Annotated in this window: 18 protein-coding genes and 1 pseudogene; 11 read left to right on the top strand and 8 right to left on the bottom strand. The window is 72.0% G+C overall.

The genetic code is table 11. The annotated features are described in order from the left end of the window. Positions 1–121: 121 nt before the first annotated feature. Positions 122–1,033: pseudogene (locus OG439_RS23050) on the top strand (PucR family transcriptional regulator); the annotation flags it as partial. A 134-nt stretch (positions 1,034–1,167) separates the two neighbouring features. Here OG439_RS23050 and OG439_RS23045 read toward each other — a convergent pair. The 3 genes from OG439_RS23045 to mgrA all read right to left on the bottom strand — a co-directional run bounded on the left by OG439_RS23045 (position 1,168) and on the right by mgrA (position 3,843). Then, positions 1,168–2,037, bottom strand: coding sequence for a TIGR03564 family F420-dependent LLM class oxidoreductase (locus tag OG439_RS23045; protein ID WP_326951405.1), 870 nt, complete (start codon positions 2,035–2,037; stop codon positions 1,168–1,170). A 17-nt stretch (positions 2,038–2,054) separates the two neighbouring features. Further along, positions 2,055–2,720 carry a TetR/AcrR family transcriptional regulator gene (locus OG439_RS23040; RefSeq protein WP_326951404.1) on the bottom strand — a complete coding sequence of 222 codons (666 nt, stop codon included), beginning with the start codon at positions 2,718–2,720 and terminating at the stop codon, positions 2,055–2,057. A 94-nt stretch (positions 2,721–2,814) separates the two neighbouring features. Further along, positions 2,815–3,843: an L-glyceraldehyde 3-phosphate reductase gene (gene mgrA, locus OG439_RS23035; protein ID WP_247054469.1), complete on the bottom strand. Its 1,029-nt coding sequence runs from the start codon at positions 3,841–3,843 to the stop codon at positions 2,815–2,817. Positions 3,844–3,921: 78 nt separating this feature from the next. Here mgrA and OG439_RS23030 point away from each other — a divergent pair, with 78 nt between their 5' ends. Both OG439_RS23030 and OG439_RS23025 read left to right on the top strand, forming a co-directional pair. Beyond that, positions 3,922–4,803 (top strand): AAA family ATPase, encoded by an 882-nt coding sequence (locus OG439_RS23030; protein ID WP_326951403.1) that lies wholly within the window; start codon positions 3,922–3,924, stop codon positions 4,801–4,803. Then, entirely contained in the window at positions 4,800–6,161 is a 1,362-nt protein-coding gene (locus OG439_RS23025) for a vWA domain-containing protein (RefSeq protein WP_326951402.1), read from the top strand. The genes OG439_RS23030 and OG439_RS23025 overlap by 4 nt, the downstream gene beginning before the upstream one ends. Here OG439_RS23025 and add read toward each other — a convergent pair. Next, complete coding sequence (gene add / locus OG439_RS23020) at positions 6,139–7,113, bottom strand: adenosine deaminase (RefSeq protein ID WP_326951401.1); 975 nt, start codon at positions 7,111–7,113, stop codon at positions 6,139–6,141. The genes OG439_RS23025 and add overlap by 23 nt on opposite strands. Before the next feature lie 132 nt (positions 7,114–7,245). Here add and OG439_RS23015 point away from each other — a divergent pair, with 132 nt between their 5' ends. From OG439_RS23015 to OG439_RS23005, 3 genes are all read left to right on the top strand, one after another. Beyond that, entirely contained in the window at positions 7,246–7,701 is a 456-nt protein-coding gene (locus tag OG439_RS23015) for an SRPBCC family protein (RefSeq protein WP_326951400.1), read from the top strand. Beyond that, positions 7,698–8,033 carry an ArsR/SmtB family transcription factor gene (locus tag OG439_RS23010; RefSeq protein ID WP_326951399.1) on the top strand — a complete coding sequence of 112 codons (336 nt, stop codon included), beginning with the start codon at positions 7,698–7,700 and terminating at the stop codon, positions 8,031–8,033. Before OG439_RS23015 ends, OG439_RS23010 begins: the two co-directional genes overlap by 4 nt. 349 nt (positions 8,034–8,382) lie before the next feature. After that, positions 8,383–8,595, top strand: coding sequence for an antitoxin (locus OG439_RS23005; protein WP_442788184.1), 213 nt, complete (start codon positions 8,383–8,385; stop codon positions 8,593–8,595). Positions 8,596–8,602: 7 nt separating this feature from the next. Here the strand turns inward: OG439_RS23005 and recQ are convergent, their stop codons facing one another. Continuing rightward, positions 8,603–10,453, bottom strand: coding sequence for a DNA helicase RecQ (gene recQ / locus OG439_RS23000; RefSeq protein WP_326951397.1), 1,851 nt, complete (start codon positions 10,451–10,453; stop codon positions 8,603–8,605). Positions 10,454–10,601: 148 nt separating this feature from the next. Between recQ and OG439_RS22995 the strand changes: the two genes are divergently transcribed. Beyond that, a complete protein-coding gene (locus tag OG439_RS22995) occupies positions 10,602–11,042 on the top strand; it encodes a DUF6314 family protein (protein WP_326951396.1) in 441 nt (146 codons plus the stop codon). On the opposite strand, the gene OG439_RS22990 is transcribed toward OG439_RS22995, so the two are convergent. Further along, positions 11,023–11,910 carry an SDR family oxidoreductase gene (locus tag OG439_RS22990; RefSeq protein ID WP_326951395.1) on the bottom strand — a complete coding sequence of 296 codons (888 nt, stop codon included), beginning with the start codon at positions 11,908–11,910 and terminating at the stop codon, positions 11,023–11,025. The two genes, OG439_RS22995 and OG439_RS22990, sit on opposite strands and share 20 nt — an antisense overlap. Before the next feature lie 29 nt (positions 11,911–11,939). Continuing rightward, positions 11,940–12,680: an SDR family oxidoreductase gene (locus tag OG439_RS22985; RefSeq protein ID WP_326951394.1), complete on the bottom strand. Its 741-nt coding sequence runs from the start codon at positions 12,678–12,680 to the stop codon at positions 11,940–11,942. Between the two features lie 268 nt (positions 12,681–12,948). On the opposite strand from OG439_RS22985, the gene OG439_RS22980 reads away from it, so the two are divergent. From OG439_RS22980 to OG439_RS22970, 3 genes are all read left to right on the top strand, one after another. After that, positions 12,949–13,731 carry a hypothetical protein gene (locus OG439_RS22980; protein ID WP_326951393.1) on the top strand — a complete coding sequence of 261 codons (783 nt, stop codon included), beginning with the start codon at positions 12,949–12,951 and terminating at the stop codon, positions 13,729–13,731. 2 nt (positions 13,732–13,733) lie between these two features. Next, positions 13,734–14,333 (top strand): hypothetical protein, encoded by a 600-nt coding sequence (locus OG439_RS22975; protein WP_326951392.1) that lies wholly within the window; start codon positions 13,734–13,736, stop codon positions 14,331–14,333. Positions 14,334–14,406: 73 nt separating this feature from the next. Further along, a complete protein-coding gene (locus OG439_RS22970) occupies positions 14,407–14,913 on the top strand; it encodes a mycothiol transferase (RefSeq protein ID WP_326951391.1) in 507 nt (168 codons plus the stop codon). On the opposite strand, the gene soxR is transcribed toward OG439_RS22970, so the two are convergent. Next, positions 14,914–15,393 (bottom strand): redox-sensitive transcriptional activator SoxR, encoded by a 480-nt coding sequence (gene soxR, locus OG439_RS22965; protein WP_247054440.1) that lies wholly within the window; start codon positions 15,391–15,393, stop codon positions 14,914–14,916. A gap of 97 nt (positions 15,394–15,490) precedes the next feature. Between soxR and OG439_RS22960 the strand changes: the two genes are divergently transcribed. Further along, complete coding sequence (locus tag OG439_RS22960) at positions 15,491–16,081, top strand: NADPH-dependent FMN reductase (protein ID WP_326951390.1); 591 nt, start codon at positions 15,491–15,493, stop codon at positions 16,079–16,081. Positions 16,082–16,086: the final 5 nt, after the last annotated feature.

Below are 16,086 nucleotides of genomic sequence, written 5' to 3'. Positions count from 1 at the left end.
GCTGGACCGGCCGGCGCACTCGCTTGCGCCGTCCGGCACTGTGGCGGCGCACACATTCGGCGGCTTCCGCTGTCATCTCGTCACAGAGATGGCCTGACACGACTACGCCGCGTTGACACCCACCGAGGTCTGGCACCGGTTCGTCGAGCTTACCGCGCGCGGCTCGTCGCAGGACCTGGCCGGGCTCGTCGCCGCGACGACGGCGATCTGGGCCCTCATCGACGACCTCGCCGAAGCGCTCACGACGTCCTATCGGGACACGACGGCGGAAGTGCTGGTGGCGCACCAGAACCGGCGCTCGGCGCTGGTCGAGGCGCTGTTCGCCGGCGGCTCCGCGACCGAGGGCACGCTGTGGGACATCGCCCGCGTGCTCGACCTTTCGCTCGACGGCAGGTTCGTGGTGGTCGCCGCGGAGACCCCGCGGCTGGGCCACGAACCGCTGCCGCAGATCGAGCAGCGGCTGCGCGAACGGCACCACGCGTCGGTCTGGCGTCTCAGCCCGGACCTGCAGGTCGGCGTCGTGTCCCTGCGCGACCCGAGCGCGTCGAAGGCGATCGTGGAGCTGGTCCGCGAGCACCCGGTGGGCCGCGTCGGGATGAGCCCGGTGTTCACCGGCCTCGCCCACACCGCCCGCGCGCTGCACCTCGCGCGGGTGGCGCTGTCGAGCCTGGCGCCGGGCACGCCGTCGCTGGTGCAGTTCACCGAGTCGCCGCTGGCCGGGCTGGTGGCCAGCTCGCCGGAGGCGTCGGTGCAGCTGGCCCACCACGTGCTGCAGCCGATCCTCGACCTGCCGGGCGACGACCGGAACGTGCTGCTGCTGACGCTGCGCGCCTGGTTCGACTGCCAGGGCTCGACGAAGCTGACGTCGGAGCGGATGTTCTGCCACCCCAACACGATCCGCCACCGCTTGCGCCGCGTCACCGACGAGCTGGGCCGCTCCCTGACCGACCCGGCGGACATCGCCGAGCTGGGCGCGGCACTGCGGGCGCTGAACCTCTTCCCGGAAGCGACCCACCTCCCCGCACCGCGCTAGCCGGTCGTCACGGCTTTCAGGTCGCTCCGTGGCGAACGTCGGCGCCCACTAGACGCTTTGACGCGAGCGCCACTTTCCCTAGGAAAGATGCGACACCTCACGTGGGCTTTACATCGCCGTGTTGCCCGGAAGGCTCACGACGCCAGCAGTTCGCGGGTGCGGGCCTGGTCCGCCGCCGAGCCGAAGGGCATCACCAGCAGCTCCGTCGCGCCCGCGTCTTCGAGGGATTTCACCTGGCGCCGCACGGTTTCCTCGTCGCCGATGATCGCGCTGTCCGACGCCTTCGCGTAGCCGTCGCGGTCCAGGACCGCGCGGTACGCTGGGACGCTCGCGGCGGCGCCGTAGGTCTCTTCGACCCAGGCCCGGCGTTCGTCCACTTCGGACGTGACGCAGATCAGCTGCCCGGAGACGATCCGCGACGCGGTCCCCAGTGCCGGCACCACGAACTCGCCGATGGCCCGCGGGCCGGCCCAGGTCGTGATCACGCCGTCGGCCAGTTCGCCGGCCAGCCGCGTCGACTTCGGGCTCACCGAGCCCACCAGCACCGCGGGCCGCCCGGCGCCGGGGGCGTTAACGCCGCCCGCCGCGGTGAGCGTCTCGCCGTGGACATCCGCCTTTTCCCCGCGCAGCACCGGGTTCAGCGCCTGGAGGTACTCACGCAGGTGCCGGATCGGGCGGTCGTAGGAGTAGCCGAACTCGTGCTCGACGATGTACCGGTGGCTCAGCCCGACCCCGAGGTGGACCGGCACGCCGGTGGCGGCCTGCACGGTCAGCGCCTGCGCGGCCATGGTGATCGGGTGCCGCGGGTAGGTCGGCACGACGCAGGTGCCCAGCTCGATCCCGGGCGCGGCGGCGCCGAGCGCGGGCAGCGCGGTGAGGGCGTCCCAGCCGCCGCGTTGCGCCAGCCACAGGGTCTGGTAGCCGAGCTTCGCGGCTTCGCGTGCTTGCGTGGTCATGGCGTCGAAGCCGACGCCGAGTTCGTCGATCAGGATTCCGGTGCGCATGTGTTCTCCCAGTGTGTTCAGTACGCGCGTTCGAGCCGTTTCCGGTCGAGCGCGACGGATTCGGTGAAGAGCGCGATGGCCCGCGGCGCGACCGCCCGCAGCTGCGTCGTCGAGACGGCCACGGGTTCGAAGGCGTGGGCGACGGTGTCGGCGATCAGCGCGGGCTCCGCCGGGGGAACGCCGACGAGGAAGCCGTGCAGTACCGCGCGGTAGGCGACGGCGAGCTCGCGGGCCGGCCGGTCGGTGCGGAGCAGGTCGTTGTCCGCCAGCAGCTCGAGGTACTCGACGAACGCCTCGTCGTGGCGCGGGTCGAGCTTGTCGTGCAGCTTCGGCAGGAGCTTGCCGAGGGTTTCGGTGTCGTCGGCGTAGCCGGCGCGCAGCAGCGGGCGGGCCAGCACGTTCGTGTACTGGACCTCGGTCAGCGTGGCGAGCCGCGCGGCGAGCGGGTCGGCTTCGAGCGCCCGCACCAGGTCTTCGATGCTGCGGACGGACTCCCGCAGCAGGACGGCGAGGAACAGCTCCTCGCGGTTCTTCCAGTGCAGGTAGACGGTCCCCTTGCCGACGCCGGCGCGTTCGGCGACGTCCTCGATCGTGGTGCGCCGGTAGCCGGCGCGCAGCAGCAGCTCGGCGGCGGCGTCGAGGATCCGCTCGGCCCGTTCGGCGCGGTCTTCGGAAGGAGGCATGCGGCCATCATATGACTGAATACGAAATCTGGTCAAACGTCAGGCCGGGAAAACGGCGAGGCGCGCAGCACCCCGCCGTCCCGGTCGGTGGTCGTCAGCCGTCCGACGACCGCTTCCAGAGGTTGATGTCCGCGTCGGTCGCGTGGCCGTCGATCTCGGTCAGCTCCTCGGAGCTGAAGTCGAGGTTGCCGAGCGCGCCGACGTTGTCCTCCAGCTGCTTGACGCTGCTCGCGCCGATCAGCACCGACGTCACGCGGGCGTCGCGCAGCGCCCAGGCCAGCGCGAGCTGGGCCAGCGACTGCCCGCGGCGCCCGGCGATCCCGTTGAGCGCGCGGACGCGGCCCAGCCGGTCGTCGTCGAGGGTGTCCGGGTCGAGCGACTTGCCCTGCGCCGCCCGGGAGTCCGCCGGGACGCCGGTCAGGTACTTGTCCGTCAGCAGACCCTGCGCCAGCGGGGAGAACGCGATGCAGCCCGCGCCCGCGTCCGCCAGCGTGTCGAGCAGGTGGTCCTCCTCGATCCAGCGGTTCAGCATCGAGTACGACGGCTGGTGGATCAGCAGCGGCGTGCCGAGCTCCCGCAGCAGCCGCGCCGCTTCGGCCGTCCGCTCCGAGCTGTACGACGAGATCCCGACGTAAAGCGCTTTCCCGGCGCGGACGGCGCTGTCGAGCGCGCCGACCGTCTCCTCCAGCGGCGTCTCGGGGTCGAACCGGTGCGAGTAGAAGATGTCGACGTAGTCCAGGCCCATGCGGCCCAGCGACTGGTCCAAGGAGGACAGCAGGTACTTGCGGGAGCCCCACTCGCCGTACGGCCCGGGCCACATGTCGTAGCCGGCCTTGGTGGAGATCACCAGCTCGTCGCGGTAGGGCTTGAAGTCGGTGGCCAGCAGCCGCCCGAAGTTCTCCTCGGCCGAGCCGAACGGCGGGCCGTAGTTGTTGGCCAGGTCGAAGTGCGTGATGCCGAGGTCGAAGGCGCGGCGGGTGATGTCGCGCTGGGTCTGCAGGGGCTTGTCGTGGCCGAAGTTGTGCCACAGCCCGAGCGAGATCGCGGGCAGCTTCAGCCCGGACCGCCCGCAGCGCCGGTAGGGGATCGAGTCGTATCGGCCGGAAGCCGCAACATAGGTCACGCGGCCGATGCTAACCGTCCGGGACGCGCTCGCCAGTCCGGTAGAGTCCGGGGTGAGCGAGCGCTTAGGAGGCCATCGGTGGGCACCGGATTCTTCACCTCCGTCGACGACGTGTCGGCGAAACTGGCCGAGGCCGGCTACCTGGCGTCGAAAGCGGTGGCGACCACGGTGTTCCTCGCCGACCGGCTCGGCAAGCCGTTGCTGGTCGAAGGCCCCGCCGGCGTCGGCAAGACCGAGCTGGCCAAGGCCGTCGCCCAGGTCAGCGGCTCGCGGCTGGTGCGCCTGCAGTGCTACGAGGGCATTGACGAGGCTCGCGCGCTGTACGAGTGGAACCACGCGAAGCAGCTGCTGCGGATCACCGCCGGCCGCGACGAGACGTGGGAGGACGCCCGCACCGACATCTTCGGCGAGGAGTTCCTGCTGCGCCGCCCGCTGCTCACGGCGATCTCGTCGGACGAGCCGACCGTCCTGCTCATCGACGAGACCGACAAGGCCGACATGGAGGTCGAGGGCCTGCTGCTGGAGGTGCTCGGCGACTTCCAGGTGACCGTGCCGGAGCTGGGTACGATCACCGCCACGCGCGCGCCGTTCGCCGTGCTGACGTCCAACGCGACGCGCGAGCTGTCCGAGGCGCTGCGCCGCCGTTGCCTGTTCCTGCACATCGACTTCCCGGACGAGGACCTGGAGCGCGAGATCGTCCGGCTCAAGGTGCCCGGCATCGACGACGCGCTGGCGGATTCCGTCGTCCGGGTGATCGCCGCGCTGCGCGCGATGGACCTGCGGAAACTGCCGTCGGTCGCCGAGACCATCGACTGGGCGCGCACGCTGCTCGCGCTGGGCGCGACGACGCTGAGCGAGCAGGTGGTGCGGGAGAGCCTCGGCGTCGTGCTCAAGCACCAGGACGACATCACCAAGGCCGGCGCCGGGCTGCAGCTCGAACAGGTCCTGGACGCGTCGTGACCGGCGGCGTGCCGGAGCGGCTCGCGTCGTTCGTCAAGGCGCTGCGGGTGCAGGGCATCCCGGCGGGTCCGGCCGAGACGGTCGACGCCGCCGCGGCGCTGGAGGTCCTCGGGTTCGACGACCGCGAGCTGGTCCGCGAGGGCCTGGCCGCGGCCCTGGTCCGCCGTGGCGGGCAGCGCGCGGTGTTCGACGCCGCGTTCGACCTGTACTTTCCCGCCGGGATCGGTACGCCCGAACGGGCCCGGTCGGACACGACCGTCGAAGAGCTGCGGGAGCAGCTCGCGGCGGCGTTGACCGCCGGCGACGAGCAGGCCCTGGCGCAGCTGGCCGGGCTCGCCGTCGACATGCTGGGCCAGTACGGCTCGTCGTCCGGACCCGGTGGCGGCTTCTCGGCCCACCAGACCCTCGACCGGCTGCAGCCGCAGACGCTCATCGCGCGCGTGCTCGCGGCGATGCGCGGCGGCGGGGCGCGCGGCGAGTTCACCGACCGGCTCGACCGCGACGAGATCCGCCGTCGCGTCGAGGGCTTTCGCGGCCAGGTCCGCACCGAGGCCCGCCGCCGCGCGGCCGAGGTCCGCGGCCGCGAGCGCGTCGCCAAGCACGCCATCGCGCCCGCGGCGGACCGCGTCGACTTCCTCATCGCCAGCCGCAGCCAGCTCGCCGAGCTGCGGCGCACGATCCAGCCGTTGTCCCGCAAGCTGGCGACCCGGCTCGCGGCCCGCCGCAAGCGCACCACGCGCGGGCAGATCGACCTGCGCCGCACGCTGCGCCGGTCGCTCTCGACCGGCGGCGTGCCGCTGCGCCCGGCGTACCGGCACCGCCGGCCCGGCCGGCCGGAAATCGTGCTGCTGTGCGACCTTTCCGGTTCGGTGGCGGGGTTCGCGAACTTCACCATGCTGCTCGTGCAAGCGCTGCGCGACCAGTTCAGCAAGATCCGCGTGTTCGCGTTCGTCGACAGCGCGGACGAGGTCACGCACCTGGTCACCACCGGCGTCGCCGACCCGGAGAAGCTCGGCGCGCGCATGCTCGCCGAAGCCGCGCTGGTGCGCTGGGACGGCCACAGCGACTACGGCGGCTCGCTCGCGCAGTTCACGGCGAACTGGCTCGACGCGGTCGGCCCGCGGACGTCGGTGCTCATCCTCGGCGACGCCCGCACCAACGGCGGCGACCCGAACCTCGACGCCGTCCGCGCGATCAAGTCGCGCGCCCGCCACGTCTACTGGCTGAATCCCGAGCGGCGATCGCTGTGGTCGACGGGCGACTCGGCGGCGCTGGAGTACGCCGACGTCGTCGAGATGCACGAATGCCGCACGGTGCACCAGCTCTCGACGCTGGTCACCCGCCTGCTGCCGGTGTGAGCCACGCGTCGATGCCGCGCAGCATCCCGGCTTTCGTCGTCTCGGGCGCGAACGACGCGTGCACGCTCGCCCGGGCGAAGTCCGCCATCACGGCGTCGTCGTAGCCGAAAGCCCGTTGGACGCGGGCGTATTCGCCGGCCAGCTGCGCGCCGGTGACCGACGGGACGTCGGTGTTCAGCGTGACCCGCAGGCCGGCGTCGAGCAGCCGGGGGAGCGGGTGCCCGGGCAGCGACGGCACCAGGCCGAGCGTGACGTTCGACGACGGGCAGACCTCGAGGGCGAGCCCGCGGTCGCGGACCTCCGCGGTCAGCTCGGCGTCGTCGAGGACGCGGATGCCGTGGCCGAGGCGTTCGGTCCGGCCGATTTCGAGGGCTTCACGGATGCTGTCCGGCCCGGCGTCCTCGCCGGTGTGGTGCAGCAGGTGGATCCCGGCCGCGCGGGCCTTCTCGAAGAGCGTCGCGAACGGCCGGAGCGAGTGGTTCTCCTCGCCGGCCATGCCGATCGCGAACACGTCGTCGTACTTCAGGGCGAGGGCGAGGGTGCGCTCGGCGCGGTCGACCGACCGGCGGCGGGAGTGGTCCAGCAGCAGCCGCCACTCGATGGCACCGCTGTCCTTGAGTCCTTTGAGGACGGACGCGAGCGGCATTTCCGGGTCGCCCAGGCGTTCCCCGTGGGCGGCCGCGGTGAACGTGATCTCGGCGTAGCGCGTGCCCTGCGCGGCTTCGTCCGCGCAATACTCGCGGGCGATCCGTTCGAAGTCCTCGGGCCGTCGCAGGCACGACCGGATGAGCGTGTTGTAGTCGGCGAAGGCGCGGAAGCCGTCGAAGACCGGCTGCTCGGCCGGGACGTCGACGCCGTTGGCCGCGCCGAGCTCGCGGAGCGTGCCCGGCCGGATCGTGCTCTCCAGGTGGACGTGCAGGTGGGCCTTCGGCAGGGCGGCCAGGTCGCGCATGATCACGAGCGTAGGGGGCCGAGGCCGGCGTCCGCGCGCGAATTTCCGGTCGAGACGCAACTCGTGGGTTGCGTCTGGCGACGTCTCGTGCAACTCTGTGGTTGCACGGGAAACCGACTCAAGGGGATGAAGATGAACCAGGACCAGGTCGAGCAGGAGATCGTGATCGACGCGCCGGTCGAGCGGGTGTGGGCGGTGCTCACCGAGCCGGAGCACGTCGGCCGGTGGTTCGGCGACGGCACGCCGGCGCCGGTGGACCTGCGGCCGGGCGGGATCATCCGCCTCGACCACGGCGACCACGGCACCTTCCCGACCAAGATCGTCGCCGTGGACCCGCCGCGTGCGCTGTCGTACCGCTGGGCCAGCGGGTTCCCGGGCGTGGTCGCCGACGAGGACAACTCGACGCTGGTCGAGTTCACGCTGTCGGCGGAGGGCGGCGGTACGCGGCTGAAGGTGGTCGAAAGCGGCTTCACCACCCGCGCGCCGTCGCCATCGCCGTCGCCGGACGACACCCGCGAGAGCCACGAGCAGGGCTGGACGGCGGTGATCGCCAAGCTCGGGGAGCTGTCCGAGAAACTGGCGGTATGACGACGGAGCCCATCGCGGCCGAAGAGGTCTTCGCGGCCCTGGCCGACCCGACCCGGCGCCGCCTGCTGGAGCTGCTGTCCGGGCGCGGCGACGCGACGGCGACGGAGCTGGCGGCGGACCTCCCCGTCACCCGGCAGGCCGTGGTCAAGCACCTCGCGGTGCTGGATCAGGCCGGCCTGGTGACGGGCCGCCGCGACGGCCGCGAGCGCCGCTACCAGGTTCGGCCGGCCGGGCTGGCGGCCACGGCGCACTGGATGAACGAGGTGGCCGCCCGGTGGTCGTCCCGGTTGTCGGCGATCAAGCGCCTGGCGGAGCAGGCCGAGCAAGACTGACGCCGCCCGCCCGGCCCGTAACTCGCGTGATCGGGCCCGTCACCCGCGTGATTGGGCCCGTGATTCGCGTGATCGGGCCCGGAACTCGCGAGTCACGGCTTCGATCACGCGAGTTCCGGCCCCGATCACGCCGGTTCCGGCTTCGATCACGTGAGTTCCGGCTTCGGACACGCGAGTTCCGGCTTCGGACACGCGAGTTCCGGCTTCGGGCACGCGAGATCGGGGTGCGGGGAGACCGGGTGGTCCGGCGGGCCGGAGGTTTGGCGGAGGTCACACGGGGAACCTCTGGGGGGTTCGTCCGCGTTGTCAGGATGACCGTTACCGATGAGGGAGGACCACCGTGGCTTTCATGCGCAAGCTCACCGTGCTGGCCGGAGCCGCCGGCGCCGCCCGCGCCTACGCCAAGAAGAACCCCGAGAAGGTGAACCAGGCCGTCGGCAAGGCCGCCAAGTTCGCCGACGACAAGACCAAGGGCAAGTACCACCAGCAGATCGCCGGCGTCGTCCGCAAGGTCAGCACGGTGACCGGGCCGGACGGGCGGCCGGGGCCGGCCGCCCGCTAGACCCGGGTCACTCGGCGGACAGGGTTTCGAGCACGCCTTCGCCGTACTTGGCGAGCTTGTTCTCACCGACTCCGCTGACCGTGCCCAGGTCCGCCAGCGACGACGGCCGCTGCGTGGCGATCTGGCGCAGGGTCGCGTCGTGGAAGATGACGTAGGCGGGTACGCCCTGCTCCTTCGCGACGCCGGCCCGCCAGGCTCGCAGCCGTTCGAACAGCGGGGCCGCCTCCGCGGGCATGTCCACCGCGGGGGCGGCTTTCCTGCTGCCGCCACGCGCTTTCGGCGGGGCGGACCGCTCGGGCTCGCGCCGCAGCATGACCTCACGGTCGCCGCCCAGCACCTCGGCGCTCGCCTCGGTGAGCACCAGCGAGCCGTAGTCACCCTCGACGGCGAGCCAGCCCTGGGCGAGCAGCTGCCGTACCACCGCGCGCCACTCCGGCTCGCGCAGCTCGGTGCCGATGCCGAACGTCTTCAGCGTGTCGTGCTGGAACTGCGTGACCTTCGGCGTGGACTTGCCGAGCAGGATGTCGATGACCTGCCCGGCGCCGAACTTCTGGCGGCGTTCGTTGCGCAGCCGCACGATCGTGGACAGCAGCTTCTGCGCGGGGATCGTGCCGTCGAACTTCTCCGGCGGGTTCAGGCACGTGTCGCAGTTGCCGCAGGGCTCGGCCTTCTGCCCGAAGTAGTCGAGGATCTGCACGCGGCGGCATTCGACCGTCTCGCACAGCGCCAGCATCGCGTTGAGGTGCGCGCCGAGCCGGCGCCGGTGCGCGTCGTCGCCCTCGGACGTGTCGATCATCTTGCGCTGCTGCACCACGTCCTGCAGCCCGTAGGCCAGCCAGGCCGTCGACGGCAGCCCGTCGCGGCCCGCGCGGCCGGTCTCCTGGTAGTAGCCCTCCACGGACTTGGGCAGGTCGAGGTGCGCGACGAACCGGACGTCCGGTTTGTCGATGCCCATCCCGAACGCGATCGTGGCGACCACGATCAGCCCGTCTTCCCGCAGGAAGCGCGACTGGTGCTTCGCGCGGATCCGCGAATCCAGCCCAGCGTGGTACGGCACGGCCGGGATCCCGTTCTGCACCAGGAACTCCGCGGTCTTCTCCACCGAGTTCCGGGACAGGCAGTAGACGATCCCGGCGTCACCCTGGTGCTCGGTGTGCAGCAGCTCCAGCAGCTGCCGCTGCGGCGAGTTCTTGCCGACGATCCGGTACTGGATGTTCGGCCGGTCGAAGCTCGCGACGAAGTGGCGGGCCTCGTCGAGGTTCAGCCGGGCCGCGATCTCCTTGTGCGTGGCCGCGGTGGCGGTCGCGGTGAGCGCGATCCGCGGCACGTCCGGCCAGCGCTCGTGCAGCGCCGAGAGCTGCAGGTAGTCGGGCCGGAAGTCGTGGCCCCACTGGGCGACGCAGTGCGCTTCGTCGATCGCGAACAGCGAGATCTTGCCGCGGTCGAGCAACCGCACGGTGGCTTCCACCGAAAGCCGTTCCGGCGCAAGGTAGAGCAGGTCGAGCTCACCGGACAGGAACGCCGACTCGACCTCCTGGCGGGCCGCGTAGTCCTGGGTGGAGTTGAGGAAACCCGCCCGGACGCCGGCGTTGCGCAGCGCGTCGACCTGGTCCTGCATCAGCGCGATCAGCGGCGAGACCACCACGCCCACGCCCGGCCGCACCAGCGCCGGGATCTGGTAGCACAGCGACTTCCCGCCGCCGGTGGGCATCAGCACGAGCGCGTCGCCGCCGGCGATCACGTGCTCGACGATCGCCGCTTGTTCGCCGCGGAAGCTGTCGTAGCCGAACACCCGGCGCAGGGTGTCGAGGGCTTCGGAGTCCGTTCCGGCTTCGAGGTGGGTCTCGGTGGCTGCCACCCGGCCGAGTCTAGAGCCGGGGTACGACAACTTCCGTGCGCCCTCTCCGGCGTGCCGGAACAGGCGCTCAGGCGGGCCGTCCCCGCGGAAGCCGCGTGATCCGCGACCGGACCCGTCCCCGTCACAGCCGGGTGACACACTGGAGCCGATGGACGAGTACTTCCCGGTGACCGACCTGGCCGCGCACTTCGGCGGCGAGTGGCGGCTGGACCGCGAGATCCGCACCGCCGATGGCGAGCCCGCGGGCGAGGTCACCGGCACCGCCACCTTCACCGAAGAGAGCGGCGTGCTCGTCTACCGCGAAGCCGGCGAAATGCGGCTCAACGGCTACACCGGCCCGGTGACGCGCACGCTGCACTACCGGCCCACCGCGCCCGGCCGGGCCGACGTCCACTTCGACCACGGTGGCTTCTTCCACGAGCTCGACCTGCGTGAGGGGCACTGGCGGACCGACCACCCCTGCCGCGACGACCTGTACCGCGGCAGCTACCGCGTGCTCGACGCCGGCCGCTGGCGCCAGGAGTGGGCGGTCCGCGGGCCGGCCAAGGACCACGTGATCGTCACCCGGTTCAGCCGGCCGCCGGGCTGAGCAGGTCGGCCAGGTCGATCCGGCGCAGGAACTCACTCCTGATCCGGTCGCCGACCTCCGCGACCAGCCACCCGCCGTCGTCGGCCGGGTCGATGTGCGTCCGGAACGGCCGCTGCCCCTTGGGGAGGTCCACCACGCGCGCGAGCTCTTCGGCGACCGTCGCGACGTCGGCGCCGGCCGGGGTGATCTCGGCCAGCTTCGCCGCGACGTGGTCGGTCAGGCCCGCGTAGCGCTCTTCGTAGGCGGCCGCGACGTCCGTGTCGGCCGGGTGCCCGGAGTTCGGGAAGTGGTTGGTGCCCGAGGTGAACGCGCCGGGCACGATGATCGCGGTGTCGACGCCGAAGCGGGCCACCTCGGCGGCGTAGGAGACGGCGAGGCTGTCCATCGCCGCCTTCGCCGCGAAGTACGGCGCGAGGTAGGGCGGGGTGCCGCCGCGGACGCTGCTGCTCGACACCCACACCAGCAGCCCGTCGCGCTGCGCGCGCAGGTGGGGGAGGGCGGCGCGGTTGACGCGCTGGGTGCCGATCGCGTTGGTGTCGTACAGCTGCGCGAGCTGCTCGGCGGTGAACGCCTCGGCCGGGCCGAGCACCATGTGCCCGGCGTTGTGCACCACGACGTCCAGCCGGCCGTGCTCGGCGACGATCGACGCGATCGCGGCGTCGGCCGACTCCTGGCTGGAGACGTCCAGCTCGACCGAGCGCAGGTCCGTCTCGTGCTCGCGGGCGAACGCGGCGGCGGCGCCGACCTGCGGCGCGTTGCGGCCGCCGGTGTCGCGCATGCCCGCGTAGACGGTGTGGCCGGCGCGGGCCAGCGCCCGGGCGGAGAGGGCGCCGATCCCGCTGGAGGCGCCGGTGACGACGATGATCATGGCTCTTTTCCTTTCCGGGTAAGGGTTTCTCAGACGATCCCGCCGTTGGCGCGCAGCACCTGGCCGTTGACCCAGCGGGCCGGCCCGGCGAGGAACGCGACGACCTCGGCGATGTCCCCGGGCTGGCCGAGGCGCTCGAGCGGCGGCTGCTTGGCCATCCGGTCGATGGTCTCCTGGTCCTTGCCGTCCAGGAACAGGGCGGTCGCGGTCGGCCCCGGGGCGACGGTGTTCACGGTGATGTCGCGCCCGCGCAGCTCGCGCGCCAGGATCATGGTGATCGCCTCGACCGCGCCCTTGGTGGCGTTGTAAATGCCGTAGCCGGGCAGGTTCAGCCCGAGCACGGACGTCGAGGTCAGGACGACCGCGCCGCCGTCGCGCACCCGCTTCGCGGCCTGCTGGGCGACGGCGAACGTGCCGCGGATGTTGGTGCGGTGCACCCGGTCCAGCACGTCGAAGTCGGTGTCCGCGATCGGCGTCGGCGCGGTCATCACGCCGGCCAGGTGGGCGACGACGTCGACGCCGCCGTAAGTGCGCTCCGCGGTGTCGAACAGGTCCGCGACCGCGTCGAGGTCGGCGACGTCGGCCTTGACCGCGATCGCCCGGCCGCCGCGCTCGGTGATGGCCGCGGCGGCGGCGTCGGCCTCGGTCTGGTTGCCCGCGTAGTTGACGACGACGGCCATACCGTCGGCGGCCAGGCGCTCGGCGACCTGGCGGCCGATGCCGCGGGAGCCGCCGGTGACGATCGCGACGCGGGGTTCGGTGGTGCTCATCGGTGCCTTCTTCCTCTCGGGTGGCGCTGGTAGCGCCGCTTCCATCTTGCTGTTATCGACGATAGCACTCGAACGTTAACGACGCTAGTTGTGAGTTGTTATCGTCGTTACATCGTGGGCGCCTTCCCGGGGTGTGGGCATCCGGCGGTACCGGCATCCGCCGGACGGCCGAATCGGAAGTCCGGGCGCGCCAACGGGTTTCGGAGCCGGTGGGGCGGGAACCCTTGGCATATCGGGGAGCTCGACATCCTTTAAGGAGTTTTGTGCGATGCCCACATGGCTGATCGTCGTGATCGTCGTCGTGGCCGTCGCGGTGCTCGGCGCCGTGATCTGGCTGGTGACGCAGGAGATGCAGCGGAAACGCCTGCAGCAGCGGTTCGGTCCGGAGTACGACCGGACGGTCGAGGAGAAGGACAGCCCGCGGGCCGCGCAGCGTGAACTGGCCGAGCGGGAGCGCCGCCACAAGGAGCTCGACATCCGCCCCCTGTCGGCGTCGGCGCGCGAGCGCTACACCCGGGAATGGGCGCAGGCCCAGGAAAACTTCGTCGACCACCCGGCCGCCGCGGTGGCCGAGGCCGACCGCGTCCTGGTCTCGCTGATGTCCGACCGCGGGTACCCGACCGAAGGCTACGAGCAGCAGCTGGCCGACCTGTCGGTCCGGCACGCCAAGACCCTCGAGCACTACCGCGCCGCCCACGCGACGCAGCACGAGCGCAGCGGCGCGTCCACTGAGGACCTCCGCGACGCGATGGTGCACTACCGCACCGTGTTCGAGGACCTGCTGACCGACGGCTCCGATGGTTCGGACAACGCGGACGCCGCGGCCGACGACCACCACGAGCGCCGCAACGGTCACGACCACAACGGTCACGACCACAGCGAGCACGACCGCACCGCCCAGGACGGCACCGCTGTCGCGGCGGACCGCACCGCCGGTGCGCCGGACCGCACCGAGCACGACCCCAGCGAAAAGGTACGAGACCGCGACGGCGTACAGCCCGAGCGGGAAGCGTCCGCACAGCCGCGGACCGAGTGGAACGGAGGACGCTGACCATGACCGATCACCTCACCCGGCACAGCGCCGAACAGGACGACGACTTCGCCCGCGAGGGTGACGTGCGCGAGACCGGCGCCGGCGGGCTCGCCGAGCACGGCGGGACGGACTTCCGCGAGCCGGTCGCCGAAGACCACGGGGACGACCAGGCCCTGAGCACCGCCGACCTGGCGTCGGCGACCGGCCGGCACGACACCGCCACGGACACCACGGCGGACACCAGTGCTGACACGGCCGCTGACACCACCGCGGGCACCGCTGCCGGCACCACTGCCGCCACATCGGACGCTCGCGCCGACTCGGCGCGGCCGTCGGCCGACGACGGCGCCGACCAGCAGCCGTTGATCGACGAGGAGAAGGTCACGGGCTTCCGCGACCGCTGGCAGGGCGTCCAGACCGGCTTCGTCGACGACCCGCAGAAGGCGGTCCGCGAGGCCGACGAGCTGGTCGCGGGCGTCATCAGCGCGCTGGCCACGACGTTCGCCGAGCACAAGAGCGAGCTGGAAGGCCAGTGGCAGCACGGCGAGCCGGCCACCGAGGACCTGCGTCTCGCGCTGCGGCGCTACCGCTCGTTCTTCGACCAGCTGCTGCCCCGCTAGCCACCACCGGTGCCGGCGTGCATGATCGACGCACGCCGGCACACCGGTGTCCGCGAACGGGGAGGGCAAGCCGATGAACGTGGCCGATCTGCTCACAGACGGCTTCAGCAGGGTCCAGGGCTCCGTGCACGCGGCGGTGGAAGGTCTCACCGCCGAGCAGCTCGGGGCCCGCCTCGACGCAGAGGCCAACTCGATCGCCTGGCTGGTCTGGCACCTGACCCGCGTCCAGGACGACCACGTCGCCGGCGTGGCCGGGACCGAGCAGGTGTGGACGAGCCAGGACTGGCTGACCCGGTTCGGCCTCCCCTTCCCGGCGGGCGACACCGGCTACGGGCACCGCCCGGCCGACGTCGACGCGGTCCGGGTCGAGGCCGAGCTGCTCACCGGGTACTACGACGCGGTGCACGAGCAGACCCTCAAGTACGTCCAGGGGCTCGACGGCCAGGCCCTCGACCGGGTCGTCGACGAGGCCTGGGACCCGCCGGTCACCCTCGGTGTGCGGCTGGTGAGCGTCGTCGACGACGACATCCAGCACGCCGGGCAGGCCCAGTTCGTCCGCGGCGTCCTCGAACGCCGCTAGTCAGTCCTCGTAGCCGTCGCCGCGGTGGTCCGGGAGCCGTTGCGGCCCCGGACCGGCGGCGCCGAGCCGGTCGCCCGGGTTGGCGAGCCGGCACTTCGACAGCGACATGCAGCCACAGCCGATGCAGTCGCCCAGCTGGTCACGCAGCTGGGCGAGCTGCCGGATCCGCGCGTCCAGGTCCTCCTGCCAGCAGCGGGAGATCCGCGCCCAGTCGGCGCGCGTGGGGGTGCGGTCGTCGGGCAGCAGCGCGAGCACCTCGCGGATCGCCGACAGCGGCATCCCGACCCGTTGCGACATCCGGACGAACGTCACCCGCCGCAGCGTGTCGCGGCAGTAGCGGCGCTGGTTGCCGGCCGTGCGCCGGCTGCGGATCAGCCCCTCGTCCTCGTAGAAGCGCAGGGCCGACGCGGGCACCCCGCTGCGTCGCGACAGTTCGCCGACGGTGAGGTCGGGCAGCCTTCGGGCTGTGGCGTTCACCATGCTCCCAGCCAACCACAGCCGCGCGCTTGACTTCAAGCGAGCTTGAAGTCTCATCCTGACCCGGACGGCAACAACGCCGCTGTGTCAAGGAGGAAGCGTGTCCGAAGTTCCGGTACGGGTCGCCGTGATCGTGGGAAGTGTCCGGGAAGGACGGTTCGGCCCGGTGGTCGCGGACTGGCTGGCCGCCGTCGCGGGCGAGCACGGCGGGTTCGACGTCGACGTGGTCGACCTCGCCGAACCGGACCTGCCGCTGGCGATGCCGGCGTTCGGGAGCACGCCGTCGCCCGCGGTGCTCGCCGAGGCCGCCAAGGTGACGCCGCGGCTGGCGGCCGCGGACGCGTTCGTCGTGGTCACCCCGGAGTACAACCACAGCTACCCGGCGTCGCTCAAGAACGTCATCGACTGGCACCGCACCGAGTGGGCCGCGAAGCCGGTCGCGTGCGTCTCCTACGGCGGCATGTCCGGTGGCCTGCGCGCGGTCGAGCACCTGCGCGCGGTCTTCGCCGAGCTGCACGCGGTGACCATCCGCGAGACGGTCAGCTTCCACGGCGCGCACACCCGGTTCGGCGCGGACGGCGTCCCGACGGACGACAGCGCGGGTGTCGCGGCGAAGGCGCTGCTGGACCAGCTGCAGTGGTGGGCGCGCTCGCTATCCGAGGCCCGCGCGGCCCGGCCCTACCCCGGCTGACGCGG

Source organism: Amycolatopsis sp. NBC_01307, assembly GCF_035975215.1.
Lineage (GTDB): Bacteria > Actinomycetota > Actinomycetes > Mycobacteriales > Pseudonocardiaceae > Amycolatopsis.
The sequence above is the reverse complement of the archived record's forward strand: the minus strand, read 5'-3'. Positions and strand labels throughout refer to the sequence as shown.